The 26,984-nt window shown below is 56.0% G+C and carries 30 protein-coding genes; 11 read left to right on the top strand and 19 right to left on the bottom strand.

The window, feature by feature from the left end; translation table 11 throughout:
- Positions 1-21: 21 nt before the first annotated feature.
- On the bottom strand, positions 22-2,340 hold the full coding sequence (locus tag U5K34_RS11460; protein WP_322568531.1) for a Tex family protein: 2,319 nt from the start codon (positions 2,338-2,340) through the stop codon (positions 22-24).
- Positions 2,341-2,747: 407 nt separating this feature from the next.
- Here U5K34_RS11460 and U5K34_RS11455 point away from each other — a divergent pair, with 407 nt between their 5' ends.
- A complete protein-coding gene (locus U5K34_RS11455; protein WP_322568530.1) occupies positions 2,748-2,954 on the top strand; it encodes a hypothetical protein in 207 nt (68 codons plus the stop codon).
- Between the two features lie 48 nt (positions 2,955-3,002).
- Here U5K34_RS11455 and U5K34_RS11450 read toward each other — a convergent pair whose 3' ends face one another.
- From U5K34_RS11450 to U5K34_RS11435, 4 genes are all read right to left on the bottom strand, one after another.
- Complete coding sequence (locus tag U5K34_RS11450) at positions 3,003-3,947, bottom strand: aldo/keto reductase (RefSeq protein WP_322568529.1); 945 nt, start codon at positions 3,945-3,947, stop codon at positions 3,003-3,005.
- A gap of 19 nt (positions 3,948-3,966) precedes the next feature.
- The gene (locus tag U5K34_RS11445; protein ID WP_322568528.1) at positions 3,967-5,172 is read right to left on the bottom strand and encodes a methionine adenosyltransferase; all 1,206 of its coding nucleotides are present in this window, start codon (positions 5,170-5,172) and stop codon (positions 3,967-3,969) included.
- Positions 5,173-5,297: 125 nt separating this feature from the next.
- Positions 5,298-6,251, bottom strand: a complete 954-nt coding sequence (locus U5K34_RS11440; protein WP_322568527.1) for a hypothetical protein — start codon at positions 6,249-6,251, stop codon at positions 5,298-5,300.
- 15 nt (positions 6,252-6,266) lie between these two features.
- Complete coding sequence (locus tag U5K34_RS11435) at positions 6,267-7,319, bottom strand: MBL fold metallo-hydrolase (RefSeq protein WP_322568526.1); 1,053 nt, start codon at positions 7,317-7,319, stop codon at positions 6,267-6,269.
- 237 nt (positions 7,320-7,556) lie between these two features.
- Between U5K34_RS11435 and U5K34_RS11430 the strand changes: the two genes are divergently transcribed.
- The 5 genes from U5K34_RS11430 (at position 7,557) to U5K34_RS11410 (ending at position 10,216) form a co-directional block, all read left to right on the top strand.
- On the top strand, positions 7,557-7,922 hold the full coding sequence (locus U5K34_RS11430; protein ID WP_322568525.1) for a pilin assembly protein: 366 nt from the start codon (positions 7,557-7,559) through the stop codon (positions 7,920-7,922).
- 95 nt (positions 7,923-8,017) lie between these two features.
- Positions 8,018-8,680 (top strand): site-2 protease family protein, encoded by a 663-nt coding sequence (locus tag U5K34_RS11425; protein ID WP_322568524.1) that lies wholly within the window; start codon positions 8,018-8,020, stop codon positions 8,678-8,680.
- Positions 8,681-8,839: 159 nt separating this feature from the next.
- Positions 8,840-9,154 (top strand): heat shock protein HspQ, encoded by a 315-nt coding sequence (gene hspQ / locus U5K34_RS11420; RefSeq protein WP_416224093.1) that lies wholly within the window; start codon positions 8,840-8,842, stop codon positions 9,152-9,154.
- A gap of 22 nt (positions 9,155-9,176) precedes the next feature.
- Positions 9,177-9,710, top strand: coding sequence for a GNAT family N-acetyltransferase (locus U5K34_RS11415; protein WP_322568522.1), 534 nt, complete (start codon positions 9,177-9,179; stop codon positions 9,708-9,710).
- A gap of 119 nt (positions 9,711-9,829) precedes the next feature.
- Positions 9,830-10,216, top strand: coding sequence for a glutathione S-transferase N-terminal domain-containing protein (locus tag U5K34_RS11410; protein WP_322568521.1), 387 nt, complete (start codon positions 9,830-9,832; stop codon positions 10,214-10,216).
- Between the two features lie 22 nt (positions 10,217-10,238).
- Here U5K34_RS11410 and U5K34_RS11405 read toward each other — a convergent pair whose 3' ends face one another.
- Positions 10,239-10,919, bottom strand: a complete 681-nt coding sequence (locus U5K34_RS11405) for a protein-L-isoaspartate(D-aspartate) O-methyltransferase (protein WP_322568520.1) — start codon at positions 10,917-10,919, stop codon at positions 10,239-10,241.
- Positions 10,920-10,928: 9 nt separating this feature from the next.
- Complete coding sequence (locus tag U5K34_RS11400) at positions 10,929-12,182, bottom strand: adenosylhomocysteinase (RefSeq protein ID WP_322568519.1); 1,254 nt, start codon at positions 12,180-12,182, stop codon at positions 10,929-10,931.
- A 146-nt stretch (positions 12,183-12,328) separates the two neighbouring features.
- On the opposite strand from U5K34_RS11400, the gene relA reads away from it, so the two are divergent.
- Complete coding sequence (relA, locus tag U5K34_RS11395; RefSeq protein ID WP_322568518.1) at positions 12,329-14,542, top strand: GTP diphosphokinase; 2,214 nt, start codon at positions 12,329-12,331, stop codon at positions 14,540-14,542.
- Between the two features lie 252 nt (positions 14,543-14,794).
- Here relA and U5K34_RS11390 read toward each other — a convergent pair whose 3' ends face one another.
- Genes U5K34_RS11390 through U5K34_RS11380 form a run of 3 tightly spaced genes read right to left on the bottom strand, consistent with a single transcriptional unit; the run spans position 14,795 to position 16,894 of the window.
- Positions 14,795-15,865, bottom strand: coding sequence for a PA0069 family radical SAM protein (locus U5K34_RS11390; RefSeq protein ID WP_322568517.1), 1,071 nt, complete (start codon positions 15,863-15,865; stop codon positions 14,795-14,797).
- Between the two features lie 36 nt (positions 15,866-15,901).
- Complete coding sequence (locus tag U5K34_RS11385; RefSeq protein ID WP_322568516.1) at positions 15,902-16,402, bottom strand: GNAT family N-acetyltransferase; 501 nt, start codon at positions 16,400-16,402, stop codon at positions 15,902-15,904.
- Positions 16,403-16,429: 27 nt separating this feature from the next.
- The gene (locus tag U5K34_RS11380; protein ID WP_322568515.1) at positions 16,430-16,894 is read right to left on the bottom strand and encodes a TerB family tellurite resistance protein; all 465 of its coding nucleotides are present in this window, start codon (positions 16,892-16,894) and stop codon (positions 16,430-16,432) included.
- A gap of 190 nt (positions 16,895-17,084) precedes the next feature.
- Here U5K34_RS11380 and U5K34_RS11375 point away from each other — a divergent pair, with 190 nt between their 5' ends.
- On the top strand, positions 17,085-17,546 hold the full coding sequence (locus U5K34_RS11375; protein ID WP_322568514.1) for a YbaK/EbsC family protein: 462 nt from the start codon (positions 17,085-17,087) through the stop codon (positions 17,544-17,546).
- 410 nt (positions 17,547-17,956) lie between these two features.
- Positions 17,957-18,169 carry a DUF2892 domain-containing protein gene (locus tag U5K34_RS11370; protein WP_322568513.1) on the top strand — a complete coding sequence of 71 codons (213 nt, stop codon included), beginning with the start codon at positions 17,957-17,959 and terminating at the stop codon, positions 18,167-18,169.
- 60 nt (positions 18,170-18,229) lie between these two features.
- On the opposite strand, the gene U5K34_RS11365 is transcribed toward U5K34_RS11370, so the two are convergent.
- Positions 18,230-18,934 carry an SIMPL domain-containing protein gene (locus U5K34_RS11365; RefSeq protein ID WP_322568512.1) on the bottom strand — a complete coding sequence of 235 codons (705 nt, stop codon included), beginning with the start codon at positions 18,932-18,934 and terminating at the stop codon, positions 18,230-18,232.
- A gap of 153 nt (positions 18,935-19,087) precedes the next feature.
- On the opposite strand from U5K34_RS11365, the gene U5K34_RS11360 reads away from it, so the two are divergent.
- Both U5K34_RS11360 and U5K34_RS11355 read left to right on the top strand, forming a co-directional pair.
- Positions 19,088-19,666 (top strand): NAD(P)H-dependent oxidoreductase, encoded by a 579-nt coding sequence (locus tag U5K34_RS11360; protein WP_322568511.1) that lies wholly within the window; start codon positions 19,088-19,090, stop codon positions 19,664-19,666.
- A gap of 95 nt (positions 19,667-19,761) precedes the next feature.
- Entirely contained in the window at positions 19,762-21,384 is a 1,623-nt protein-coding gene (locus U5K34_RS11355) for an ABC-F family ATPase (RefSeq protein WP_322568510.1), read from the top strand.
- Positions 21,385-21,588: 204 nt separating this feature from the next.
- Here U5K34_RS11355 and U5K34_RS11350 read toward each other — a convergent pair whose 3' ends face one another.
- From U5K34_RS11350 to U5K34_RS11315, 8 genes are all read right to left on the bottom strand, one after another.
- Complete coding sequence (locus U5K34_RS11350) at positions 21,589-21,840, bottom strand: GlsB/YeaQ/YmgE family stress response membrane protein (RefSeq protein ID WP_322568509.1); 252 nt, start codon at positions 21,838-21,840, stop codon at positions 21,589-21,591.
- A 13-nt stretch (positions 21,841-21,853) separates the two neighbouring features.
- On the bottom strand, positions 21,854-22,045 hold the full coding sequence (locus U5K34_RS11345) for a DUF3185 family protein (protein WP_416224092.1): 192 nt from the start codon (positions 22,043-22,045) through the stop codon (positions 21,854-21,856).
- Positions 22,046-22,203: 158 nt separating this feature from the next.
- Positions 22,204-22,446: a hypothetical protein gene (locus U5K34_RS11340; protein ID WP_322568507.1), complete on the bottom strand. Its 243-nt coding sequence runs from the start codon at positions 22,444-22,446 to the stop codon at positions 22,204-22,206.
- Between the two features lie 52 nt (positions 22,447-22,498).
- Positions 22,499-23,155 carry a DUF4145 domain-containing protein gene (locus U5K34_RS11335; protein WP_322568506.1) on the bottom strand — a complete coding sequence of 219 codons (657 nt, stop codon included), beginning with the start codon at positions 23,153-23,155 and terminating at the stop codon, positions 22,499-22,501.
- Between the two features lie 95 nt (positions 23,156-23,250).
- Positions 23,251-23,679: a hypothetical protein gene (locus U5K34_RS11330; RefSeq protein ID WP_322568505.1), complete on the bottom strand. Its 429-nt coding sequence runs from the start codon at positions 23,677-23,679 to the stop codon at positions 23,251-23,253.
- Between the two features lie 500 nt (positions 23,680-24,179).
- Entirely contained in the window at positions 24,180-25,199 is a 1,020-nt protein-coding gene (locus tag U5K34_RS11325; protein ID WP_322568504.1) for an IS110 family transposase, read from the bottom strand.
- Positions 25,200-25,867: 668 nt separating this feature from the next.
- Positions 25,868-26,560 carry an MnmC family methyltransferase gene (locus U5K34_RS11320; RefSeq protein ID WP_322568503.1) on the bottom strand — a complete coding sequence of 231 codons (693 nt, stop codon included), beginning with the start codon at positions 26,558-26,560 and terminating at the stop codon, positions 25,868-25,870.
- 43 nt (positions 26,561-26,603) lie between these two features.
- Complete coding sequence (locus U5K34_RS11315) at positions 26,604-26,972, bottom strand: YajD family HNH nuclease (RefSeq protein ID WP_322568502.1); 369 nt, start codon at positions 26,970-26,972, stop codon at positions 26,604-26,606.
- Positions 26,973-26,984 lie beyond the last annotated feature (12 nt).

The raw sequence follows: 26,984 nt of genomic DNA, 5'->3' as shown, positions 1-26,984 counted from the left end.
CATGTCGCGGCTATTGGCCCATCAGGACGACTTCTTCACTCTGGCAAACGCGGCAGCCATCGCGGTATTGGCCTGATTGCTGTCCGCTTTGGCAGGCTTTTTAGCGGACGCGGACTTGCCCCGGGGTTTGCTCTGCCGCGGCTTTGGTGTCGCCGGTTTGCCGGGCTCATCGGTCAGGCGCATCGACAATCCCACCCGCTTGCGGTCAATGTCCACCTCCATCACCTTGACCTTGACCACCTGACCGGCTTTGACGACCTCGCGGGGATCGCGCACGAAGCGATCGGCCAGGGCCGAGATGTGGACCAGGCCGTCCTGGTGCACACCGATATCGACAAAGGCCCCGAAGTTGGTCACGTTGCTGATCACGCCTTCGAGCAGCATGCCCGGTTGCAGATCCCTGAGGGTCTCCACCCCCTCCCTGAAGCTGGCGGTTTTGAACTCGGGGCGCGGATCCCGTCCCGGCTTGTCCAGCTCGGCGATAATATCGCGCACCGTCGGTTCGCCAAACTGATCATCGGTATAGTCATTGGCCGCCAGCGTGTTGAGAAAAGCACTGTCGCCGATCAGCGAGTGAATATCCCGGCCGCTGTTCTGCAGGATGCGTTCAACCAGCGGATAGGCTTCGGGGTGCACCGCCGAAGCATCCAGCGGATTGCTGCCGTCGCGAATCCGCAAAAACCCGGCGGCCTGCTGAAATGCCCTGGGACCCAGACGCGCCACCTCGAGTAACTGCTGGCGATGCGCGAATGCGCCGTGCTGTTCGCGGTACGCGACGATATTGGCCGCCAGCGACTCACTCAGCCCGGCCACTTGCGACAGCAGCGGTGCCGAGGCGGTATTGATCTCCACCCCCACCGCGTTGACACAATCTTCCACCACGGCCTCGAGCTGGCGGGCCAGCTTGCTCTGGTTCACATCATGCTGGTACTGGCCCACGCCGATCGATTTGGCGTCGATCTTGACCAGCTCCGCCAGCGGATCCTGCAGGCGCCGGGCAATGGAGACCGCGCCGCGATAGGAGACATCCAGCTCGGGAAATTCCCGGGCCGCCAGCTCCGAGGCCGAGTAGACCGAGGCACCGGCTTCACTGACCATCAGCGAATGGACGGCGGGTTGAGGATACTGGCGCACCAGTTCCTGTACCAGCCGGTCGGTTTCCCGCGAGGCGGTGCCGTTGCCGATACTGATCAGCTCCACCTGATGGTCCCGGATCAGGCCGGCCAGGGTCTCGATCGCGGCCTGCCATTGCTTTTGGGGCGGATGCGGGAAAATCGTGGTCCAGGCGACCAGTTTGCCGGTCTGATCCACTACCACCACCTTGACGCCGGTGCGCAGACCGGGATCCAGCCCCAGGGTGGTGCGCGTGCCAGCCGGTGCGGCCAGCAACAGATCGCGCAGGTTTTCGCCGAAGACGCGGATCGCCTCTTGCTCGGCGCTCTGGCGCAGGCGCATGAACAGTTCACTCTCCATCTGCAACGCCAGCTTGACCCGCCAGGCCCAGCGGGCCGACTCCAGCAGCCAGCCGTCGGCGGCCCGCCCGCCATCGCGCAATCCGAAGTGACTCGCCACCATGGCATCGCACAGCCCCATGGCACTGACCTGCTCCAGATCGTCCTGGCCGGGCACCATTAACTTCAGGCGCAACACGCCCTCACTGCGACCGCGAAACAGCGCCAGCGCCCGGTGCGAGGGGATCTTCTGCAGCGCTTCGCTGTAGTCGAAGTAGTCGGCGAACTTGGCGCCGTTTTGTTCCTCGCCCGGCACCACACTGGCCACCAGCCGGCCCCTGTCCCAGAGCCATTCGCGCAGTTGCCCGACCAGATCCGCCTGCTCGGCAGCACGCTCCATGAAGATCTGCCGGGCGCCTTCCAGTGCGGCCTCGGCCTCCGCCACCCCGGCCTCGGGATTGAGATACTCGCCGGCCAGGGGCAACGGATCCCGCGTGGGATCCTCGAGCAGTGCCTCGAGCAACGGCTCGAGTCCGGCTTCGCGCGCGATCTGTGCCCGGGTCCGGCGTTTGGGTTTGTAGGGCGCGTAAAGATCTTCCAGCCGGGTCTTGGTCTCGGCCTGCGCCAGGGCCGCCTGCAACTCCCCGGTCAGCTTGCCCTGTTCGCGAATCGATTCGATGACGCTGGCACGGCGATCCTCGAGTTCCCGCAAATAACCCAGCCGCTCGTCGAGTTGGCGCAACTGGGTATCGTCGAGGCCGGCAGTGGCCTCCTTGCGATAGCGGGCAATAAACGGCACCGTCGCCCCGTCGTCCAGTAAACGTACCGTGGCCTCGATCTGGGCCGGCCTGACGCCGAGCTCTTCGGCAAGTCGTTGGATAATGTTCATACAGCAGACAACCCTGGTGAGATCAGTGAAACAACACACGTCGATCTTAACAAAGCCACCTGCGGTGCAGGTTTTTAAATCCGCTTGATCTGATACCCCAAACACGCTAATCAAAAGTTCCCAATCCCCGCTCACCCCCCGTAGGGTGGAACAAGCGAAGCGGTTCCACCTGAACTCCGGCTTTGCCAAGAAGGTGTAAAAAGGCTTTCCAGGACACGCAGTGAATGTATCTCTGCAAGCTCGACGGCCGCCTCCCTGCGGCCGACGGTCCTGGAAAGCCTTTTTACATCACCAAACTGCAGTGGATTTGGAACAGCCATATTGCCGTCACATGGCTTGAAAGACGCCGGATGTTGATCTAGATCCGGGATACTGGCGTTACACAGTGCCAACCAAGGAGGTGCACCATGACCGAAGAAACCAATAGCCTAACGCTGCGTCCCGGAAAACATGACAAGCTGGGCCTGTATCATTGTGGCGTAACTTATGAGGGTTTTATTGTTGCCGGTGGCGAGCCGCGTAACATCGAAGACGGCGAGGAGCTCACCATCCAGCGCGTGCCGCTCAAGGTGGAACGCAACGGCAGTGACTACACCTTCAAGCGCGCGGCCTGATCGGATCCGCCACACCGCGCTGCCGGGCGAGGTTACCAATATTGCGGATTACAGGCCGCGAATATACTCACTCATCCGCCGGCGTAACTTCGCATCCGGCAGACGTCCGTAACCGGCTCCCATGTTCTCGCGCATATGGGCCACCTTCGAGGTGGCCGGAATCGCGCAGGTGACGGCCGGGTGCGAAATAATAAATTTAAGGAAAAACTGGGCCCAGTTCTCGCAATCGATCGCTTCCGCCCACTTTGGCAACGGTTGGGACGCAAACCGGCGGAACAATCCGCCACCCTGAAACGGCCGGTTGGCCAGCACCGCAATCCCGCGCTCCTTTGCCAGCGGCAACAGACGTTGTTCCGCCTCCCGGTCCAGCAGATTGTAGGTCAGCTGGACAAAATCGAGCGGCTCCGTTTCCATGATCCTGGCCAGTTCCGAATGTCGCCGCCCGTGCGACGTGGTGACACCCAGATAACGAATGCGCCCCGCCGCTTTCCACTCCTTGAGGGTCGCCAGATGCGTCTTCCAGTCGAGCAAATTATGCACCTGCATCAGATCGAAGCGTTCCACGTTCCATAACAGCCTGGAGCGCTCCATCTGCCTTACGCCGGCGCGCCAGCCCGAGGTCCAGACCTTGGTGGCGGCAAACAGATCGGGCGTCGAATCAAGCCGGGCCAGACAGTTTCCAACGACCTCCTCCGCCGAACCGTACATGGGCGAGGAGTCGATCACCGATCCGCCCAGTTCGAAGAAAGTTTCAAGAATGGCCGAGCGGGTCCGCAGCGCGGATTCATCATCGAGGTCGATCCCAAAAGTGAGCCAGGTTCCCATACCGATGGCCGGAAGCGTTTCACCAGTGGCGGGAATTTTTCTGAGAATTTTTTGCGGCTTGTCACCCGCCCAACCGGCACGCGGCAGATTCAGACTCAGGGCCAGAGCCAACGCCTGTTGCAACAGGCGTCGCCGACTCAAAGAGACATTCCGATTTCGTTTCGACATGGATCGTTCACCTGACGGATTAATAAACCGGAATCACGGCCTGTAACAACTCGTGCTGCAGTTGATCAATTTTATCCAGGCGGGAGCGGGCGATCGCTTCCACCCGGGATCGGATCGGTTCCAGCCCGGCGCCCTCTGCCAGTTGCAGGCGCAATTCCAGCACCCAGGGCTCACGGATCGGCTGGCCGATCCGGCTGACCAGAAAACACTGCGCCGCCCGCACCTCGGTCAATTCCGCAATCAGATCTTCCGCCAGGCGCTGGGCGGTGAGATTGTATAACTTGCCAACATGGGTTACCGGGTTCTTGCCCGCGGCCGCTTCCATGTTCATGGGACGATAGGGTGTAATCAGACCGTTGGTGCGATTGCCACGGCCCACTTCGCCGTCATCCCCGGCCTCTGCCGAGGTACCTGTCACAGTCAGATAGAAACTGCCCTGTTCGGGGACATCGGCGGTATTCACGCTGATCTGCAAGGGATGGTCAGTGATTCCTGCCGTCTGCTGTTGCACCAGTTCGACGATCTGCTGTTTGTGCGCCATATAATCTTCGGCATCACGCACATACCGATCCACCAGTGCGCAGGCGACCGTCAATTCAATCCCACCGGCGCGACGCACGCCCATGACCTTGATATCCTCGCCAATAACCGGATGGCGCTGCTTCACCTGTGGCGCATTCAGTTGTTGTTCGGTGGTGTAAACGATTTGTTCCAGTTCATCCAGCGGGGCATAACCCACGCCGCAGGAAGTGTCGTTGGCCAGCGCGATCCCGGTCTGTTGCTGGCGCTCATAAAGTTCAACCAGATCCTGCGAACCATGGCGAACCAGGTGATGAACCACCGGTGCGGGGGTCTCCTGCAAGGCATGCAGATTATCCTGCAGCCAGCGGTGCACCGTCTCCTCGACCAGCTCGCCAATCGGGACATCAACACCTTTATAACGGGACGTAGCGCGACCGGCCAGGAAGATCTCCATTGGCATGATGATCTCGCCACCCCCGAATGCCGGGTTGGATTCGCCGCCCCACAGTAGCGCCTTGTCAACATTGTGATGCAGGATCAATCCGAACCGATCCCGGTAATAGCGACATAACGCCAGGCTCAGGTTCTCGGCCAGGGCATCGCAGATGGTGTCGGGATGTCCGAGACCCTTGCGCTCGACGATCTCCATCGGCGAAGCGGACGGATCCAGATTCGGATGTACCGTAATCAGCGTATCAACCATGACATCCTCCGGCCCTGGATTTTAAACAGAAGTTGAGAAGAACCCATCACTTTACGTTCATTATCTCTCTATCCGGAGTATTGGAAACGCGATCCAGGGACCTCGGTTCAGAGAAACCGGACGTTTCAGAATGCAGCCCGGAAAGCCGCAACAAATGCATCATAGTCCCGGATCGGTAAATGATTAATGCCCGCCGCGGCCTGACGTCCACCGCCGGTTTCGAACTGTCTGCAGAGTTCGTCGGCGCCGCGCTTGTTATTCAGGGGGGCCCGCACACTGACCAAATAGCCGCCTTCCGGGCGGGTGGTCAACATGGCATGGGCCCGCTGCGGATAATCTTGTGCCAGCTGGTTGGCATAGACGCCGCTAACCCGCCGCGCCCAGCGGGCATCGGGCAGCACATACAGGGCATGCCCGTCATCGGCATAGTCGGGCGTAATAGCCGCCACATTGTCGAAATCGGTCTGATAGGCCTCCTTCAATCGTGTATAACCCGGCTCCTCATGAATAAAAGCAAACGGATCGGCATACGGCGACAGCAGTCGATACAAGGCATCCGGATGATAGATCAGATCATCCAGACTCGACCCATAACCGTTATAGTTGAGACAGGTCCCCAGCAGCTTGAGTTGATCCAGTTGTTCATCATTCAAACCGAGCGGGACAGCCGCCTGCTCGGCCGCGGTATACAGGTTATCGCCAAATGCCGCTGCCACCGCCCAGGGCAGATAGGCATCCTCCAGATAGCGACTGACCAGCAAACTGCTGCAGACGTTGGCATCGGTATCGATATGCGCTTCCAGCGCCGCATGCGGCGGGATCTCACCGGCATAATGGTGATCGAAATAGCGTATCTGTGCACCGGCCTCCAGCAGGCGGAGCAAATCGGCGCGGTTTTTATCCAGTGAAATATCCAGCACCGTTACCTGATCCCCGCTACCGGCCTGCACGTTTTGTAACAGGCTGATATCCCGTTTGATGCCGGTGACCAGCTGGCTCTCCTGCGGATCGGCCTGGCGTAACTGGTGCAATGCACACAGGCCGTCGGCGTCGCCATTGAAAACATCGATGTAGCTCATACAGTTCCCTATTTATTATTCAAAAAATGCTTTTTCCATTTCACGGTAGAGAAAATTGGCGTTGGCACGATGGTTTTCCTCATACAACCGGGTATCCTCCCAGTCCTCAAACTGGCTGGATTCGACCGCCTCCAGCATGGGCACGCCCTGTTCCACGGCCTCGCGCATTTCCCGGCGCAGGCGCCTGACATAGTCACCGGTCTTTTTGACCATCGGGAAAGGCTCGGTTTGCGGGCTACCATGTCCCGGCACCATCAACTGAACATCGGAAAAGTTGTTCATTAGCCATTCATGGCCTTCCAGGATCTGCTCGCTGTCACCGTCCCCCATATAGGTCGTACGCTGATTGAAAGCCAGATCGGAAATCCAGAGTATCTTTTGCTCCGGCTGGTAAACCACCAGATCGCCATAGGAATGATGACGCCCGGTATTATAAATCTCAAAGCGCTGATTACCCGGTTCGATCACACTTTTTGAAAATCGCTCGTCCTCGACATACACAGCCGGTTGCGGTGGCTCAAAACCCTGCATATCTTCGGGCAGCAGTTCACGCCGATAGGCCACCGACTCTTCCAGAGTCGAGGAGTTGTTGTACTGCCGGGTGCCGGGATGACCGATAATCGTGACATCCTCGAGATTTTCAAAGGCGGCCGCGCCGTATGCATGGTCGGGATGATTGTGGGTAATGATGAGATATTTGATGGGTTTGTCCGTCACGCTGCGCACGCTGCTGATCAATCGCTCGCCCAGCCGGGGTGTACCCAGGGTGTCGATGACCACGACCCCTTCTTCGGTCACGATGAAACCGGCATTACCGTTCCAGCCCCGGTTAGCTTCATTCAACGTCGAGATGGTGCCAAACAGGAAATAGGTGTTATCACTCAACTGATACAACGGCAACGGTTTGTCGGCAACATTATTCCCCTTGAGTGAAAAGCGGGGCAATGTGTTTGTGTCGATCACGTTATCGGGTAGTACCCATTCGCTGTCGATCACTTCCGGATTGACCAGCTGACCATCCGGGGTCGCGGCCGTCACGGCGGCAAGGCCCCCTGTTATCAGCCACATCCCGACAAATGCTTGAAATGCTCTGTAAAAGCCCCTGAACATAATCGATACCAATATGTAATGCATAGACAGGTTTACGCTGAATGCTGATTTCAAGTGTAACAAGGGGCGCCCGTCATCGCTATGTTCGCCGGACAATGTCACCGACAAGCCCTTTTCCGGCTGGCCGCAAGACTGCCATTTGTCGAGGAATGTTCTATGCTGTTAGCAGAGACAACCGTTGCAGCAGGAGTGCCCATGCAGATAAAACAACTACTCAATGAATGGGCGGGCAGCGCCCGCCATGATGAACCGGTCACCCGCACCACCCTCGACCTGCCCCTGGAAGAAGCCGCACGGCTTCTGGCCCTGCAGGAAATGTATCCGGGCCGTACCCGGGAGCAGCTACTGCTGGATCTGCTGACCAGCGCTCTCGATGAACTGGAAGCGGCTCTGCCCTATGTCCCCGGTGATAAGATCATCAGTGAAGACGATTACGGCGATCCCATCTATGAGGATGCAGGCCCTACCCCCCGCTTTCTGGCGCTGACACGCAAATACCGGGAACAGCTGCAACAACAGGCAAACGAACCGCTCGCAAGCGAAGCCGAACCGGCCCGCTGAGTCATAACCGCGGCGGCGACTGATAGGCCGCTCACTGCGGACACGCTTTATATAGTATAGTGTGGATTCGCCCTGCTTAATATTTATACTCCCGCATGTTTGGTCACGAGCTCAGTACCGCGCAAATCATTGCCATCGCCATTTTGCCGACTCTGTTCGGTATCGTGGTCCATGAAGTGGCGCACGGCTGGATGGCCAACCGGCTCGGCGATCCGACCGCCGCCATGCTGGGCCGACTGACGCTCAACCCCTTCAAGCATATCGATCCGGTCGGCACCGTCCTGGTGCCGCTGATTCTGATCCTGACGGTCGGTTTTGCGTTTGGCTGGGCCAAACCCGTACCGATCAACTGGGACAACCTGCGTCACCCCCGCCGTGACAGCGCCTGGGTGGCGGCCGCCGGCCCCGGTGCCAATTTTCTCATGGCCATCGGCTGGGGCATGATTGGCAAAATCGCCAGTCTGCTACCGGCGGGCCTGGAAACTATCGCAATGCCCTTAATGTACATGGGGATGTTCGGCATGTTCATTAACATTCTATTGATGGTGTTGAATCTGATCCCCCTGCCACCGACTGACGGGGGACGTATTGCCACCAGTCTGTTGCCGCCCCCGCTGGGGCAGGCGCTGAGCCGCGTGGAACCTTTCGGCATCCCCATTCTGCTGGTGTTGCTGCTAACCGGTCTGCTGTGGCGCATTATGACCCCGTTGATCGCCGGCACGCTGGGGCTGATTCGCCAGCTCATCGGCTTCGGTTAAGCTCTGGCATTACCGGCATAACCCGTCGGTGTTCCACGCCTCTCCCGTTTTTGGCTGTAACCCCTTGTCTTCGGTGTTACCGTCCCCATCACTGTCACAAACACATTGTGGATACACGCGGTATCCCGCTGCTAACAGGAGAATGCCATGACAGATCAGATGACCACCCGGGCTCGCTTTACCATCGGTCAGGTCGTCCATCACCAGAAGTTCGACTATCGAGGTGTCATCGTGGACGTCGATCCGATCTTTGAGGGCAGTGACGAATGGTATGAACAGGTCGCACGGAGTCGGCCGCCCAGGGACCAGCCCTGGTATCATGTGCTGGTCGATAACGCCGATCAGATGACCTACGTGGCCGAACGACATCTCGAAGCCGACGACAGCGGCGATCCGATTCGCCACCCGGCACTGGAAAATTACTTCAGTGACTTCAACGGCAGCAATTACCAGTCCCGCCAGGCACTCAACTGAATCCGTATGCGCTGAGTCCTCTATGGTGACGCCGCGGGAGCCTCAATTACGCCAGGCTAACAGCCGCGATCTGCCAGAGCTCAATGCCGTCATCGAGGCCGCCGTCATGGGCTGGAATCTCCCCGAACGGGTCAAACGCCTGGCCCTGCCCAGCTATCGTTACGACGAGCACGATCTGGATCATCTTGATTTATGGGTCGCACAAATCCCGCCGGCGCTCGTTGGCGTCGTCGCGCTCGAGCCCGCTGACCGGCGGGAATTGCCCAACGGTCAATGCGGCCTGCTGCTACACGGTCTCTACGTCCATCCCGAGTATCAGCATCAGGGGATCGGCCGCCAGCTGTTGCAGCTTGCCGAACAACAGGTGCGTGAGCGCCAGCTCGATGGTTTGCTGGTCCGCGCCCAGAGCGGCGCCGGAGAGTTTTTCGCAGCTCAGGGCATGCAGACGCTGGAAACCCGGGATGAGGGACGTGACTATCAATATCGCTACTGGAAAACCGTAACGCCGCAAGCAGAGTCCACCATGAATGAAACGCCCCCGCCCACCGGTAAATAAAACGGTCAGCGTCGCGGCGTCGTTTGGGGTCCCCGCTCTTTTCCCTGTTATCCCCTTCAATTTCGTATCTGTCCGGGATTTGCTATGCTGTACGCCCTTTCTGTCAAAAAGTCGTCATTATGAAGTGGTTGATACGTTATTTTTTTAAAGGCCTGCGCGCACTGCTCGGGCCATTTATGCTGCTGGGGGACAAACTCACCACGCCCCGTAGCATCAAACGCTCAGCGCAAGAGCAACAACAGGTTGACGAACAGACCCGCAAGCTGGCGCTTTACCAGTTCCGCACCTGCCCGTTTTGTATCAAGGTCCGCCGGGCCGCCAAACGACTGTCTCTGGATATCGAAAAACGCGATGCCCTGGGTAACCCGGCGCACCGCCAGGAACTGCTCAAAGGCGGCGGTGAAATCAAGGTCCCCTGCCTGCGTATCACCGAGGATGACGGCCAGGTGCGCTGGCTGTATGAATCGGACGATATCATCGACTATCTGCAGCAGCGCTTCGCCTGAATGACGAACCGGCAATCACGGTTCAGCGTCTGGTGGCGTCATCCGTGTCTTGCTCGTTGATCAGAGGAACAAAGGCAACGCCGAGAATCTTGCGCGTGTGGATATCACCCGACGGTTTGCGCGTGACCTGCAATAATTCCTGATAGCCGTAGGGCGGGCCGACCGGGATCACCAGCCGCCCGCCCGGCCCGAGTTGTTCGATCAATGCCGGTGGAATCTCACTGGCCGCCGCGGTCACAATAATCCCGTCAAACGGCGCCCTGTCCTGCCAGCCGTCATACCCATTGGCACAACGTACCTCGATATTGGTATAACCGAACTTTGCAAAGCGTTTTCGGGCGGCCTCCGCCAGTTCCCTGATCCGCTCCAGGCTGTAAACCTGCCGGGCCAGCTGCGCCAGGATTGCCGCCTGATAGCCCGAGCCGGTTCCCACTTCCAGCACCACGCTGTCGGGCGTCAATTCGAGCAAATCCGTCATCAAGGCCACGATATAGGGCTGGGAAATGGTCTGGCCGTTGCCAATGGGTAACGGTCCGTTGTCATAGGCCTGCTCCCGGTAGGCCGGTGGAACAAACGCGCCACGATCCACCGCGGACAATGCCCGCATCACGCCCTCGCTGAACTGCGCACGCCCGGTCATGCCAGCCGTGTAACGGGCTTCGGCCGCGATGGTGTCGAGCATCTGTTGCGGTTTATCGCCCATACTGCGGCCTCAGGTTCCTTCCTGCCAGCTGGTCAGATAGGCCTCTTGCACGTCGGTCAGAGTATCGATATCGATCGCCATGGCCGCCAGCTTCAGTCGGGCGACCTGTTGATCGATTTCCTGCGGTACACTATGCACACCCGGGCCAAGTTGCGCCTGTTGTTGCGCCAGGTGAATCACACCCAGCACCTGATTGGTAAAACTCATGTCCATCACCGCCGAGGGGTGACCTTCCGCCGCCGCCAGGTTGACCAGACGGCCCTCGGCCAGCAAGCGAATACGACGGCCATCCTGTAATAGATACTCTGTTACATGCTCCCGCGGCTGCTGTTTGTCGCGACTCATCGCCTGCAACGCATCCAGGTTGATCTCCACATTGAAATGACCGGCATTGGCGATGACGCAGCCATCCTTCATGACTTCCAGATGCGCGCGATCGATCACATGCTTGTCACCGGTCACCGTCAGCATGAAATCCGACTGGCGGGCTGCCTCCAGCAAGGGCATCACCCGGTAACCGTCCATGGCCGCCTCCAGAGCCCGTAGCGGTTCGACTTCACAGACGATGACGTTCGCCCCATGGCCGGCCACGCGCCGGGCCACACCCCGTCCGCACCAGCCATAACCGATGACGGTGAAGGTCTTGCCGGCCAGCAGAATATTGGTCGCCCGGATAATCCCGTCGAGCGCGCTTTGCCCGGTGCCGTAACGGTTATCGAACAGATGTTTGGTCATGGCATCGTTCACCGCCAGCACCGGCACCCGCAGGGCGCCGTCGGCCGCCATGGCGCGCAGGCGGATCACGCCGGTGGTGGTCTCTTCGGTACCGCCCAGCATCTGCGGCAGCAGATCCGCACGATTTTTATGCAGCTCGCTGATCAGATCGGCCCCGTCATCCAGCGTGATATGCGGCTGATGATCCAGGGCGGCCCCCAGATGCCGGTAATAGACCTCGGTCGACTCGCCCCGCCGTGCAAACACCGGAATGCCGTGCCGCTCCACCAGCGCGGCCGCCACATCATCCTGCGTGCTGAGCGGATTACTGGCACACAACACCAGATCAGCCCCGGCAGCCCTGAGCGTGCGCGCCAGATTGGCGGTTTCAGTGGTAATATGCAGACAGCCACTGAGGCGCAACCCTTCCAGCGGCCGCTCTTCGGCCAGATGCTGCATCAGATCACGCATTACCGGCATCTCTGCCAGTGCCCAGTCGATACGCTTGCTGCCCTGGTCCGCCAGGGCCGGATTGGTAATATCCGACATGGATACTCCTGTTGTTAATGGTTGTATTCAGCCGGATGTTGCCACTGGCTTGAACTGCCAGAAAAACCACCCAGATAGATAATTATAGGAATATATCCTTTAATGTAAGTGTAGTGGCAAAATCCGCCGCGTAACATGAGTCAAGCATGGTCAGTGTCAGTCGCAAACATCCCGAAATCGCCGCCGACAGCCCGGTGGATATCGATGCCTGGCTGAACAGCCTGCAAACCAACTACAGCCCTGATGATCTGACACTGATTCGTCGCGCCGCCGCCCTGTCCCGCGAGGCCCATGAGGGCCAGCAACGCGCCTCGGGCGAACCCTATTTTATGCACAGCCTGGCGGTGGCGCAGATCCTGACCGAACTCAATCTGGATGCCAACAGCATCAGCGCCGCCATGCTGCACGATGTGGTGGAAGACACCCGGTTTACCCTCGAAGATCTGCAGGGCCAGTTCGGCGAGGATGTCGCACACCTGGTCGACGGCGTCACCAAGATGGACATTATCGCCACCCTGCGCGGCGAGGATCCGCAACAGCAAAAGGAACATCTGCAGGCGGAAAACCTGCGCAAGATGTTGCTGGCCATGGCCGAGGACGTTCGCGTGGTGCTGATCAAACTGGCCGATCGCCTGCATAACATGCGCACCCTCTCCGCCCTGCCTGGCGAAAAACAGCGCCGCATCGCCCGCGAGACCATGGACATCTTCGCGCCGCTGGCCAACCGCCTCGGCATCTGGCAACTCAAGTGGGAACTGGAAGACCTGGCTTTTCGTTATCTGCGGCCGGCCGATTACAAGCAGATCGCCGAACATCTGGCCGAGCGCCGCAATGAACGGGAACACTACCTGACCCGCTTTGTGGATCAGTTGCAGAGTGAACTGGACAAGGCCGGGATTCAGGCCGAGGTCAAGGGCCGGGTCAAGCACATCTACGGCATCTGGAAAAAGATGCAGCGCAAGCAGCAGGCCTTTCACCAGATTTATGATGTGCGTGCGGTACGCATTTATGTGGAGACCATTCCCGCCTGTTATGCCGCACTGGGGATTGTCCATACCCTGTGGAATTATCTACCCGGCGAATTCGACGATTACATCGCCACGCCCAAGGAAAACAACTACCGCTCGATCCACACGGCCGTAATCGGTCCGGAGGGCAAAACCGTGGAAGTCCAGATCCGTACCTGGGATATGCACCAGGAATCGGAGTATGGCGTGGCGGCGCACTGGCGCTACAAGGAAGGCATCCGGAGCAATCAGGCCTTCGATGAGAAAATCGCCTGGCTGCGTCAGTTGCTGGAATGGAAGGAAGACATCGCCGAGGCCGGTGAGTTTGTCGACCAGTTCAAGTCCGAAGTGTTTGCCGATCGGGTGTATGTCTTCACCCCCAGGGGCAACATCATCGATCTGCCCGCCGGCGCTACCCCGCTGGACTTCGCCTATCGGATTCATACCGAAGTGGGCCATCACTGCCGCGGGGCCAAGGTCAACGGTCGCATGGTCTCCCTGACCCAGCCGCTGCATACCGGCGATCAGGTGGAAATACTCAGTGTTAAAAAAGGCGGGCCAAGTCGCGACTGGATGAATCCGCAGCTGGGCTACCTGGTGACCAGCAAGGCACGTCAGCAGGTGCAACGCTGGTTCCGGCTGCAGAATCTCGATCAGAATATTGCCGATGGGCGCAGTATTGTCGAGCGGGAGCTCAAACGGCTCGGATTCAGCGACATCGGTTATGAAAAACTGGCCAACCAGATGGGTTGCAAACAGGTGGATGAGTTTCTCGCCGCGCTGGGGCGGGGAGATATCAAACCCGGACGCATCGCCACCGCGGCCCACCACCTCAGCGAACCGGCACCACAAAGCGAGGCCGAAGCCCCGCTGCTGCGCAAACCCCGCGCGCGTCCCGCCACCTCGGACATCGAAGTCCACGGGGTCGGCGATCTGCTGACCAAGTTCGCCCGCTGCTGCAAACCGGTTCCCGGTGACGCCATTGTCGGCTTCATTACCCAGGGACAGGGCGTCTCCATACACCGACGTGACTGTCACAACGTACTGCGCGCCATCGCCGAACATCCCGAACGCTTCGTCGAAGTGGAATGGGGACGACGCTCCAGTGGCAGCTACCCGGTGGATATCGAAATCCAGGCTTTCGATCGTCAGGGACTGTTGCGCGACATCACCACGTTGCTGGCCAATTCCGGCATCGATGTGACCGCGGTCAACACCCAGTCACACAAACAGAGCCACACCGCCACCTTGACCCTCACCGCCGAAGTCCCCGACATCGACGCCCTGAGCACCGTGCTGGCCCGCATCAACCAGCTCAGCAACGTCACCGAAGTCCGGCGCAAGACAAAATAAAAAACATTCAACGCAGAGGCGCAAAGGGTCGCTCCCGTCATCCTGACTTCCGCGACACTAGTACTTCCCTGTACGTCGCGCAGAGAACCGCAAAGAAAAGCTTAACCACGAAGGCACAAAGACACGAAGAAAAGATTGTTAAAGTGAAAGTCCTTTTCAAATTTTTGATGTTACAGGTGCCTTACCTCGCCCCTCGTAACTCGTCCCTCGTACCTGCCCGAAGGGCATCGCCTCTGCGGTGAATATTTTTTTTCAGAACAACCCCATCTGATCCCCGCTTCTGGGTGGAACCCGGAACTGTGAGCAATCGAGTTCCCGTGTACGTCGATTCAGGCTGTGTTTTTTGCAGGCCAGCGCGAACCGTTTCGCGATCAGGTCGGCATACTGCCCGCTGCCGCGCATGCGCTCGCCGAATTCGCTGCGATACGCCTGCCCGCCGCGCAGATCGCGAATGCGGTTCATCACATGTTCGGCCTTGAGGGGATAGTGCTCCTGCAACCACTGGACAAAAAGATCTTTGATCTCATGCGGTAAACGCAGAATGACATAACCGGCTGATTCGGCGCCGGCCGCGGCACACTCGCCCAGTAACTGTTCGATTTCGTTGTCGTTAAGCACCGGGATAATCGGCGCCATCAACACCCCGACCGGGATGCCGGCCTGGTGCAAGCGGCGCACGGTCTCCAGGCGACGTTGCGGCGCCGCGGCACGGGGTTCCAGTCGCCGCCCCAAATCCCGATCCAGTGTGGTCACGGACACAAACACCCGAACCAGTCTGGCCTCGGCCATGGGTGTCAGCAGATCAATATCCCGTTCCACCAGCGCCGACTTGGTGATGATCGCGACAGGATGGTGATGGGACTTCAGGACTTCGAGGATCGCCCGGGTGATCTTCATTTCCCGTTCAACCGGTTGATAAGCATCGGTATTGGCGCCCAGCGCGATCACCTGCGGCGAATAACGTGGTCGGAACAGTTCGGTCTGCAGTAATTGTGCGGCACCGGGTTTGCAATAGATCTTGCTTTCAAAATCCAGTCCGGCGGAAAGATCCAGATAGGTATGCGTCGGACGGGCGAAACAGTAACTGCAGCCGTGCTCGCAACCCTTGTAAGGGTTAATGGAGGCGGTGAACGGGACATCCGGCGAGTTGTTATGACTGATAATCGTGCGACTGTTATCGGTAAAAATCTCGGTACGCAGCGGCGTGCGCTCTGTCGGTTCCCAGCCATCATCGACAACCTCGCGTTTGTGTTCAACAAAGCGGGAAACGACATTGCTGCCGGCGCCGCGGCCTTTGGTATATGGGGAGCTGTTCGATGCCATTGTTGAGCGGATTGTATCTTGACGCTGCAATCTGACTCAATGCTGAATTTTATCCGCCAGAGACTGCAATGGTTCGCCACGCAGACGGAATATCTGCCATTCCTCCTTGGCAGTGGCACCCAGCGCTTCATAAAAGGCAATCGCTTTTTCATCCTCCCCCAGTACCCACCACTCCAGGCGACTGCAACCGCGCTGCAAGGTCAGCCAGGCCAGATACGAAAGCAGACGCTTGCCGATGCCATGCGCGCGCCACCTCGGCCGCACATACAAATCTTCCAGATGCAGGCCACAGCGTCCGCGAAAAGTGGAGTAATTGTTATAAAACAGGGCAAATCCGGTCGCCGCCTCACCGACATACGCCAGGATAACTTCCGCCTGGGGTTGCGGACCAAACAGCGCGTTATGCAGATCCTGCTCGGTTGCCACCCGTTCGTGGCCCAGTTGTAAATGCATCGCCAGATCGTCGATCATGGCGTGGATAATGGAAATATGCTCCGGCCTGGCCTCTACAATCTGTATGTCTGTGCCATGAGTCATAACTGAGTCCTGCCGGCCGCTGAAGCGTCAATCGCCGTCACTTTCCTGAGCGGCCTGGACCTTGTGCTTGGTCTTCAGCATATCCTTGTGCGAGACATACAACAGGTCGGAGATTTTACGGATCAGATGCTCTTCATGGGCATCCAGTTCATTATCCGCATAGGCAATCGTCCAGAGATATTCCACCACCTTGATCTTTTTTTCTTCCGGAAAATGACTGTGAATCAGACGGGTGAACTGATGAAAGTCCGTCGCCTGCTTCGCCTCTTCCCGCGCCAGTTCAAACAGGGTCCGGGTTTCCGACTCGCTCAGTTCGAATTTGGTCCGTAGCGCGGATTTGACTGCCTGAATCTCATCTTCGGTCGTTTTACCGTCCTGCTGCATCATTTCGATCAGCAGTGCGGCGGTTGCCAGCTTTAATGTGTGCTCGTTATCTTCTGTCTGCTCGGGCGACAGATTTTGTTCAAAAAACTTTTTAATTGTATTTAGCATGATTCATCAACTGGTTTAATAACCCGGAAAAAATTTGAAGATTTTAGGCACGCTGGCAGTTTATCAAATACCTTGCAGGGGTAAAACCCGGTATTGCACTATGATTCGTGCATACTGGGATTCGTGCATACTGGCGATACTCGACTATACTGTTTATATCACACATTGGCTGTATACACGGAGGTGTATCATGGCTATCGCACTTACCCTGCAAACCTATCTGGCCCACAAGGGCATTGCTTACGACCTGTTACCTCACCGCCATACCGATACCAGCGTTAACAGCGCCAACAGTGCGCATATTCCGCCGGATCGGCTGGCCAAGTCGGTGATTCTGGAAGACGAGAACGGGTATGTGATGGCGGTGATTCCCGCCAACCGCCACGTCCGGATCGGGCGTCTCAACCAGGTGTTGAATCGACGCATGGGCCTGGCGACCGAAGCCGAGTTATCCCCGCTGTTCAACGATTGTGATCCCGGCGCGCTGCCCCCCCTGGGTGACGCCTACGGGATTGCCACAGTAGTGGATGAAAGCCTCGAGGAGTGCCCGGAGGTATACCTGGAAGCCGGCGATCACGAGGATCTGATTCACCTGAAGGGAACGGCATTTCGCCGACTCATGCGCGGCTCACAACATGCCCGTATTTGCTAGGGACAATGGCGGGAAACAGTGACTGACGCTGGCAACGCGCGAAACGCCGCCAGCCGATCCGCCTTGAGGTTAATAGACGATGCTGCGGGCCAGTACGATCATCAATACAAAAAAGCCAAACAGGCTGGCAAACAGGTAGCCCAGGGTTCGTTTAACAGCTTTATCTTCCATTTACCGTTCCTTATTATTGAGAAAGAATTCGTGGCTGTTGTCGGGAAACGCGCTGCCCGGTAACCACGCCAATACCGGGCCAGTGTAGTGACAGGGTACGCAAAGCGACACTTCAGATATTTAATTCATGTATAAGTTAATTTTTGAGTAAAATACTGGGGTATTTTTCAGGGAATTGCATCTGTCGCTGAAAACACTACACTGAAGAAACACAACACAAATCGATTCCAGGAGGAAACATGAATCAGAATATGGGCACTGCCGATCGCGCCATTCGCATTATCATTGCGATTATCATTGCCGCGCTGTATCTCACGAACGTAATTTCGGGCACGCTGGCCATTGTGCTGGGGATTATTGCCCTGGTATTCCTGCTCACCAGTATTATCGGCTTTTGTCCGGCCTATGCGCCCCTGAAGATTTCAACCAAGGGCAAAGGTCCCGGCCAGTAACCCTTTCCACGGCTGTAACGATTGCGCGGGGTGTACAAACCACCCCGCCTTTACCCCTGCCTATTTTACTGTTAACTCGATGGTTGCATTGAGGGTCACCTGCAGGGTCTGTGTCCCCGGCTCAACAACAGGGGCAGTTACCGCACTTTCCGACATGGCGGAAACACTTTGCATTGCCCTGAGATGCGCCGCTTGCCCTTCGGTATTGATCTGCATTTCCACCAGGCGAAACTCCTGGCGTCCCAGCTGACGGGTCACATGTTCGGCGCGCTGCTGAAATTGCTCGATGGCCCGGCTGATCAGGGTCTGTTCCATGGCCTCGCGCCGGGCGGGTGAAATCGTATAACCCAGCGAGTCGATCGCCATCGTTTTCTGCAGACGGCCCAGCAACGTGCTCAGCACCTTGATATCCCCGCTTTTCAGTTCGATGGCCTGACGCACCTGCCAGCCGATCAAACGTTGTTTTTGATATCGCGGGCGGGTTTGATACGCCAGGGTACGGACCTCGACCTCCGGTACCTGCTTGCTCTGCGCGATAGCCTGTTTTACCGTCCGGTTAACCGCATCGGCAAGCGCCGGCAATTCCTCCCCCTCCTCACGCGCCGACAAGACGGCCCGCAGCGTATCGTTATCGACCTCTTCCTGGGCAGAGACGGAGAGATGAATCCGATCATAATGGCTGTTGTCGCTCGCCTCGGCCGCTACACACAGCCAGAATAATAACAGTGACAATCCGGCAACCATCAGGCTTCGTTGTCCCACCATCACTTCCCCCCTGTTACTGTCGTTGACGTTACAGCGCCGACCCGGCGTCGTATCAAATAATTGCTATCGGGTATTCACTGCAAAATGTATGTTGAACAACTACTATTATCGTTAGCAAAATACCACAACTTGCGTCATCCTCAGGAGCCGGATTTGAAAATTCTGGTCATTCAGGGTCACCCGGACCCCGATACATCCCATTACGGTCATGCGCTGGCAATGACCTATAGCGACGCCGCGAAGGCGGCCGGTCATGAGGTTGAGACCATCCAGGTGGCGGCCCTGGATTTCCCCCTGTTAAAAAACTTCGCTGAATTTCACGCAGGCGAGACGCCGGCGGTGATTCGTGACTGTCAGGAACAGGTCCGCCAGGCTGATCACCTGGTCATCGTTTATCCCCTGTGGCTGGGGGGAATGCCGGCATTGTTAAAAGGTTTTTTCGAGCAGCTGTTTCGCCCCGGCTTTGCCATGCAACCGCTGGATGGCGGCCAGCGCTGGATAAAGCTGCTCAAGGGAAAATCGGCACGGATTGTTGTCACCATGGGTATGCCGGCCCTGGCCTATCGCTGGATATTTCGCGCGCATAGCCTCAAAAGCCTGGAGCGCAATATTCTCAAGTTCACCGGCATCAGCCCGGTACGCGAAAGCATCATTGGCATGGTGGAAGGCAGTGCCGACCACCGCCAACGCTGGCTGCAAAAAATGGCCCGCCTCGGCCGGGCTGCCCGCTAACGGGCTCAATATATCGCCCGGCCCCCTCTTTTCGGACAGCGGGGTGTGTTATTATCACGAGCTTCTTTACACACTCCTTACCCCGGAAGTCTCCCTTGATTACAACCGCCAATATCACCATGCAGTTTGGGGCCAAACCCCTGTTTGAAAACATCTCTGTCAAATTCGGCAACGGCAATCGCTACGGCCTGATTGGCGCCAACGGCTGTGGCAAATCCACGCTGATGAAAATACTCGGCAACGATCTGGCTCCCAGCTCCGGCAACGTCTCGGTGGATGAAAACGAGCGGGTCGGCAAACTGCGCCAGGACCAGTTCGCGTTTGAAGAATATACCGTACTGGATACCGTCATCATGGGCCATGATCGCCTGTGGCAGGTGAAGCAGGAGCGGGATCGCATCTATTCCCAGGCGGAGATGAGCGAAGCGGACGGCATGCAGGTGGCCGAGCTGGAGGTCGAATTCGCCGAACTGGACGGCTATACCGCCGAGGCCCGGGCCGGCGAGTTGCTGCTGGGGCTGGAGATTCCCGAACAACAGCACACCGGCCCGATGAGCGCCGTGGCCCCCGGCTGGAAACTGCGCGTCCTGCTGGCCCAGGCCCTGTTTGCCGATCCGGACATCATGCTGCTGGACGAGCCGACCAATAACCTGGATATCAACACCATTCGCTGGCTGGAGCGCGTGCTCAACGAACGCAACAGCACCATGGTCATCATCTCCCATGATCGTCACTTTCTTAACAGCGTCTGCACCCACATGGCCGATCTGGACTACGGTGAACTGCGCGTCTATCCCGGCAATTACGACGAGTACATGACCGCCGCCACCCAGGCCCGCGAGCGGCTGTTGAACGAAAACGCCAAGAAAAAGGCGCAGATCGCCGAACTGCAGACCTTCGTCAGTCGCTTCTCGGCCAATGCCTCCAAGGCCAAACAGGCCACCTCGCGGGCCAGACAGATCGAAAAGATCGAACTCGAAGAGGTCAAACCCTCCTCTCGACAAAGCCCGTTCATCCGCTTTGACCAGGCCAAGAAACTCTATCGCAATGCGCTGGAAGTCACTGAGCTGAGCAAGGGTTTCGACGGCGAGACCCTGTTCGAAAACCTGAATCTGCTGATTGAAGTGGGCGAACGCATTGCCATCATCGGCCCCAACGGCATCGGCAAGACCACGCTGCTGCGCACTCTGGTCAATGATCTGGAACCGGACAGCGGCCATGTGAAATGGTCGGAGAACATCAACATTGGTTACTATGCCCAGGATCACGCCAGTGACTTCAGTCACGACCTGTCGCTGTTTGACTGGATGAGTCAGTGGAAACAGCCCGGTGATGACGAGCAGGCCGTACGCGCGGTACTGGGCCGGATGCTGTTCTCCCAGGACGAGATCAAAAAATCGGTCAATGCCCTCTCCGGGGGCGAACAGGGTCGCATGCTGTTCGGCAAGCTGATGCTGCAAAAACCCAATGTCCTGGTGATGGACGAGCCCACCAACCATCTGGATATGGAATCCATCGAAGCACTGAATCTGGCGCTGGAGAACTATCCCGGCACGCTGATCTTCGTCAGCCACGACACCGAGTTCGTCTCCTCGCTGGCGACCCGGATCATCGAACTGTCCGCCACTGGCGTGACAAATTTCAGTGGTACTTACGACGAATACCTGCGTGATCAGGCTGATGCCGGGGTAGCGCCCCGGCTAGGGGCCAGGGGCTAACCTTGTCGATCACGCTGGCGATAGCCTGCGTGACACCCCTGCCGATGCGGAGAATGTCAGGTAGCACTGTGCGCAACCTGACATTCTAAATCGAGTCACACATGATCTCTGGGTTTTATAACGCCCAAATAATCTGTGAATATTTCAGTGGGAAAATTTTTCCCACTGAAATATTTATCAGGTTGATTTACATGTTAGCTGGAGCTAGGCCTTCTTAATAACACCAATTAAAACTAACAAAATAACAGCGCCAATAGTGGCCATAATGATAGAGCCTAAAAACCCGCCTGTTGTTATGCCGAGCAAGCCGAATACAAAGCCGCCCACTATGGCACCAACAATTCCTACGATAATATTTCCTATGACACCAAATCCTGTTCCCTTCACGATGGTGCCAGCAAGCCACCCAACCAGCGCGCCAACAGCTAGAAATATTAATAAGCTAATAATATCCATGTTTCCTCCAGTATTATTTTTTAGCAAATAGGTAGATGCCAACAACAAAACTGATGGCGCCAACAATGTAGAAAGTCATTACCTTGTCTGTATCTGAACCTGTAACTGCTTGTGTTATTTGTGATCCGACAGAACCAGATAATTGATACCCCCATATTGCAAGGCCAATTCCTAAAACTACCAGGACAATACCAATAATTTTCATTGTGGTTCCTGAATGCATTTCCATGTTGATCTCTAGTAACTGAAGAGGTGTTTTTAGTATTACCACATTCCTGGGCAGGTCTTGCGTTTTGCCTTTCATGAAGCAAAACGCAAGACCTGACCCCGATGGGCTTGTTATATGCATTTTAGCAATAAATACTAGATCGGCCCTGCGACTGAGTGTTTGTATTTGCCGCAAAAATAACCCTTTTGCAGAGGGTAATGCGCATCTTTATTTGACCACTGCTCAACACTAGCAGAAAGGGTTAATTGTTTTTCAATTTCAATAAAGTGCAGTTTGTTTTTAAAATTAACAGCATAAGGACACTTTAACCCTGCGGGTGAATCAATACTTTCTACTTCATTGCCTAAGGCAATTTCAAGATCATAGATTGGTTTCAATGAGTCACAAAGTTCCATATTGACGATTATTTTATTGCATATAACGCCGCGTTCACCGGCTTGACCGGTGCAACGCTTTGTTAAGCGCTGCCATTATTTTCATCCCGTTTTTGGACAGCCTTGAGAGCTCCTCGGGCAGTTTTCCATACAAATCAGCTATTTTTTTGGGCCGGGATATTCTGTCCTCTACAATAAAATTGATCATCTCGAAAATACTATGCGCAATCCCAGGGTCATCAGACAGTTCTATCTCTCCGGGATGTACGCCATTGTTCCCGATTACTCTACAATAATCCAAAGCCTGTTGAACTTCGACAGGCAGGCCTTTCTTCACGAGAGAGCCAATATCATCATTTATATTCTTACCTTTTTCCCCAAGCTCTATCATCAACATTTGAACACACAGCCTTAGCAAAGCTGCTGCTGCGCGCGGAGACCTTGCAACGATATCTCTCGCCTCTTCATATTCTTCTTGGCAATTTTCAGGAAGATCAATATGAGCCGGAGGGACTGGTGCTTCAGATGGAACGATCATTCTATCTTGATACCAAAAGCAGAATTCCCAGCAGTGATGACACTTTGATGCCATAAACTCACTTCTGCCATGTCCTACGATAGCCAGTTGGTGCCAAGATTGCTCGGCATATACACCGCACTTTATGCAATGAAAGTTTTCTTCTTCAAAAGTTGGAGGATAGTATTTGCTCATTCCATATCTCAATTCTTATTGACGCTTAACGTCCTGCCTCACAGGAGAGAAACCGAAGGGAGCGAATTCTGTGGTGGCGATTGTTAAGCCTTAATTTAACCATTTGGAAAAACTCTATCTTTCATAAGCCTAACCAACTTATCTATGTATGAGAAATAAATTGGCGCATCTTGTTTGGCTTTTTCTGCCTGGGCTATGCTATGAACTATTGGATTCTTCGCTATTACAGCCTGCACAGGAATTCCAGGCACTATACCCTCAGAATTAATTTTTGCACTTTGCACGGAGACCGAAGTGTTTCCAAACGTTTTTTCCTTGTCTGCATGAGAATATGCGTTTCTGAATTCATCGCGAAACTCATTTAGCACTTTCCTTTCTTCTTCGTGGATTAGTCCACTAGAGTACGCCGCCTTAATAGCCTGACTCAGAGTTAAGTGCCCATATTTTTTTATACCTGATTCAGTGTACGCTTCCATTATTTCTACAAGATCAGCACCTGAATTGAATGGTTTTTCATTATTCACTGAATGATGATAAATAAGCGAGTATTTTAGGAGACTTTCCATCAAGTGATTACAGATAGTTATTGCCGATTGACTTAGCCCAAACGCTATACATAAACATGCTTCGTGGCGAAGTGTGTCCATTTCTGGCCACCCATAATGATTCTCATATGCTTCTAAAATAACAGGATAGTTCGATTCGAACACTTCCTGAAACTTTAGAAATTCAATTTTAGAATCAGTTTCCAATATTCTACCTATTAGGCATAACAGTGATTATATGGACTCCCCCTGTTTTGCCAGAAAAGAGCCTACAAAAAACATAGAGTAAGACTGCACAAATATATCCGGCCTATTCATTGGCTTAGTCATGCCATGGCCCTGATGGAAATTCGCACGCAAGCTCCTCATTATTAGAGCGGCCTTTGATGGCCAACACTGTTATCAGGTTCTGCTCACGTCGGTCTTACCTGTTCACCATCACTCTCTTTTCCGCGCAAACCTGTGATATTTTAATTTAACTACGCTGCTCGGCGATAGGGTTCATCACGTGACAACATCGCCCACATAATCCGTGCATTTTTTGCAGCAAGCGCCACCGCCGCCACATTCTGATTCCGCCGCTCTTTCAAAGACTCAACCCAACGGCTCTTCGCATCATCTCGCTTGGATGTCTGTAACATGGCAGAACGACTCCCGTGGATGATAAGGGTACGTAGATATGTATCACCCCGTTTACTGATTCGTCCTAAACGGCTCCGTCCGCCCGACGACTTTTGTCGTGGAGTCAGGCCTAACCAGGCCGCAAACTGCCTACCATTCGCAAAGGTTTTGGCTTCACCCACGCTCGCAACCACAGCCGTTGCCGTAATCGGTCCCACCCCTTCTATTTGCATGATCCGCTGTGCCAGGTGATTATCCTTGGCTATTTGTGCAATTCGACAGTCATACTCATTTATCCTCTGATCGAGCTGTCTCAGTCTTGTATAATTATCTGCAAATACTTCACGTGCTATATCCGGCAATCCATTCTCTGCATCTTCGAGCACCCGAGGCATCTCCTGCCGAACTTTCTTTGCTCCCTGCGGCAACACAATCCCAAATTCACCTAACAAGCCACGCAGATGGTTAATTAACGCGGTCCGTTCTCCAATCAATAGAGTGCGAGATCGGTGTACGCTCAATATGGCCTGTTGTTCAACTGTTTTCACTGGTACAAATCGCATCGTCGGGCGCGATACCGCTTCGCAGATCGCCTCGGCATCATTACGATCATTCTTGCCGCTCTTGCGATAGGGCGTGACAAATTGTGCCGCCATGAGGCGCACTTCGTGTCCTAATACCGTCAATTCACGTGCCCAGTGATGCGCGCTACCACAGGCTTCCATGCCAACCAGGCAGGGCTCACACTGCGCAAAAAATTCCAATAGCTTGGCACGTTTTAGGCTTTTGCTAACGATAACTTCACCTGTTGTTGTAACGGCATGAACCTGGAATACATTTTTTGCAAGATCCAATCCAATACGTGCTATCTTTTTCATGACTCCCCCTCTCTATGATTGGCTGACTATCATCTCCAATCTGGCACATGCGATGCCGTTGGAGAAGGGGGAGTCCATACCATTATTAGACAGAATCTGCCTTTTCCAGGATATAGACAGATTCTGTCTATTCCGGACCCGGGTCCTGATATTACAGAAATTAACCATAATCGTAGCAGGGATGCAGCGGCTTTTCGAGGTTGGCAATGTACCGTTTTGCCGAGATATTGGGGTTTTCCCTACTCCATCTAGTTTGTTTGTGGTCCCGTCAGACGCCGCCGAGCATCGCAGAGGAAGGAGGAATAGCCCGTCAGGGTGGCGGCAGGGATGCCGCCACTCGACAGTCGGGCCATGGAAGGCCCGTCTGGCGAGCCCGACTGGAGCGAGAAGCGCAGGGAACCGGTATAGCAATTTATAAATTGCTATACCGGCGGCGTCTTTCGGGCGCGGTTTTTGGTGACTTTTTGCCGCTTCAAAAAGTCACTCGCCGCGCGGGCGCGAAAGCCCGCTTTCAAGATTCAGCCCGCCCGGAGGGCGAACATTTTAGTGAGGACTCGGCGATCAGCATCGGGAGATTGCTTCGCTTTGCTCGCAATGACCGAAAATAGTGTACGTCATTGCGAGGAAGCTAGACCCTGACGAAGCAATGTCAGATTATTGGACGGATACTATGGAGTCGTCTTGTTCAAGCCAAGACGTCGGGCAAACCAGAGGATGTGCCGCGCGCCCTTCTTTCCATGGGCGCGCACGGTCACTTCCTCAACCTCGAAGCCAACTTTTTGCAGTCGCTGCGAAAACTCCGGCGCTGCGCCGGCCGACCAGACCGCCAGCACCCCGCCCGGGCGTAATGCGCCGTACATCGCATTCAGGCCATCCATGCCATACAGCCAGTTATTCTTTTTATGGGTCAGTCCTTCCGGGCCGTTATCCACGTCCAGCACGATCGCGTCATAATACTGCTCGCCACGCGTTATCTGTTGCGCCACATCCCCTTCCTGCACGCTGACCCGGGGATCCTGCAAGGGGTAGCCGGCACAGACACCCAGCGGCCCGCGATTCCAGGCCACCACCGCCGGCACCAGCTCGGCCACCGTGATCGCGGCCTGCTCGCCGCAATGGGCCAGTGCCGCGGCCAGGGTAAAACCCATGCCCAGACCACCAATGAGTAAACGGGGGTGGGTCGTCCCCAGGCGGGAACAGGTCTGTTCGGCCAGCGCCTCTTCGGAGCCGTGGACCCGGCTGCTCATCAGCTCACCGCGACCGGCAAGCTTGATCGAGAATTCATCGCCGCGCTGATACAGCTGCAACTCGCCGCCATCACCGGGCACGGTGGCGCTGTCGAGCAGCTTCCAGGGCGTCACAGGAAACGTGTCAGGTCAAAGGCACGGGGCCGAAACCCGCCACTCACTTTTTATCGTCCAGCAAGGACTTGAGATCGGCGAAGGGATTGTATGTGGCACCGGCAGTCTTGTTACTCGAACCGGAGCCGGTGCCCTGTTGCGCCTCCAGCTGCCGCTGATGTTCATTATCGTGGCAATACAGGCACAACAACTCCCAGTTGCTGCCATCGGGCGGGTTATTGTCATGATTGTGGTCGCGGTGATGGACTGTCAGCTCGCGCAGGTTTTTGCCGCTGAACTCGCGACCGCAACGGCCGCAAACATGCGGGTACATTTTCAGCGCCTGCTCGCGATAACCCTGCTCGCGCTGTTCGCTGGCGCGCCGGGCGTCGGCCACGACCTGATCCAGTTTACTGCTATCGGATTTTGCCATATCGTTCTCCGC

This window comes from Thiohalophilus sp. (assembly GCF_034521165.1).
Taxonomy (GTDB): Bacteria; Pseudomonadota; Gammaproteobacteria; order UBA6429; family Thiohalophilaceae; genus Thiohalophilus.
This window is presented reverse-complemented; position numbering and strand designations above follow the sequence as displayed.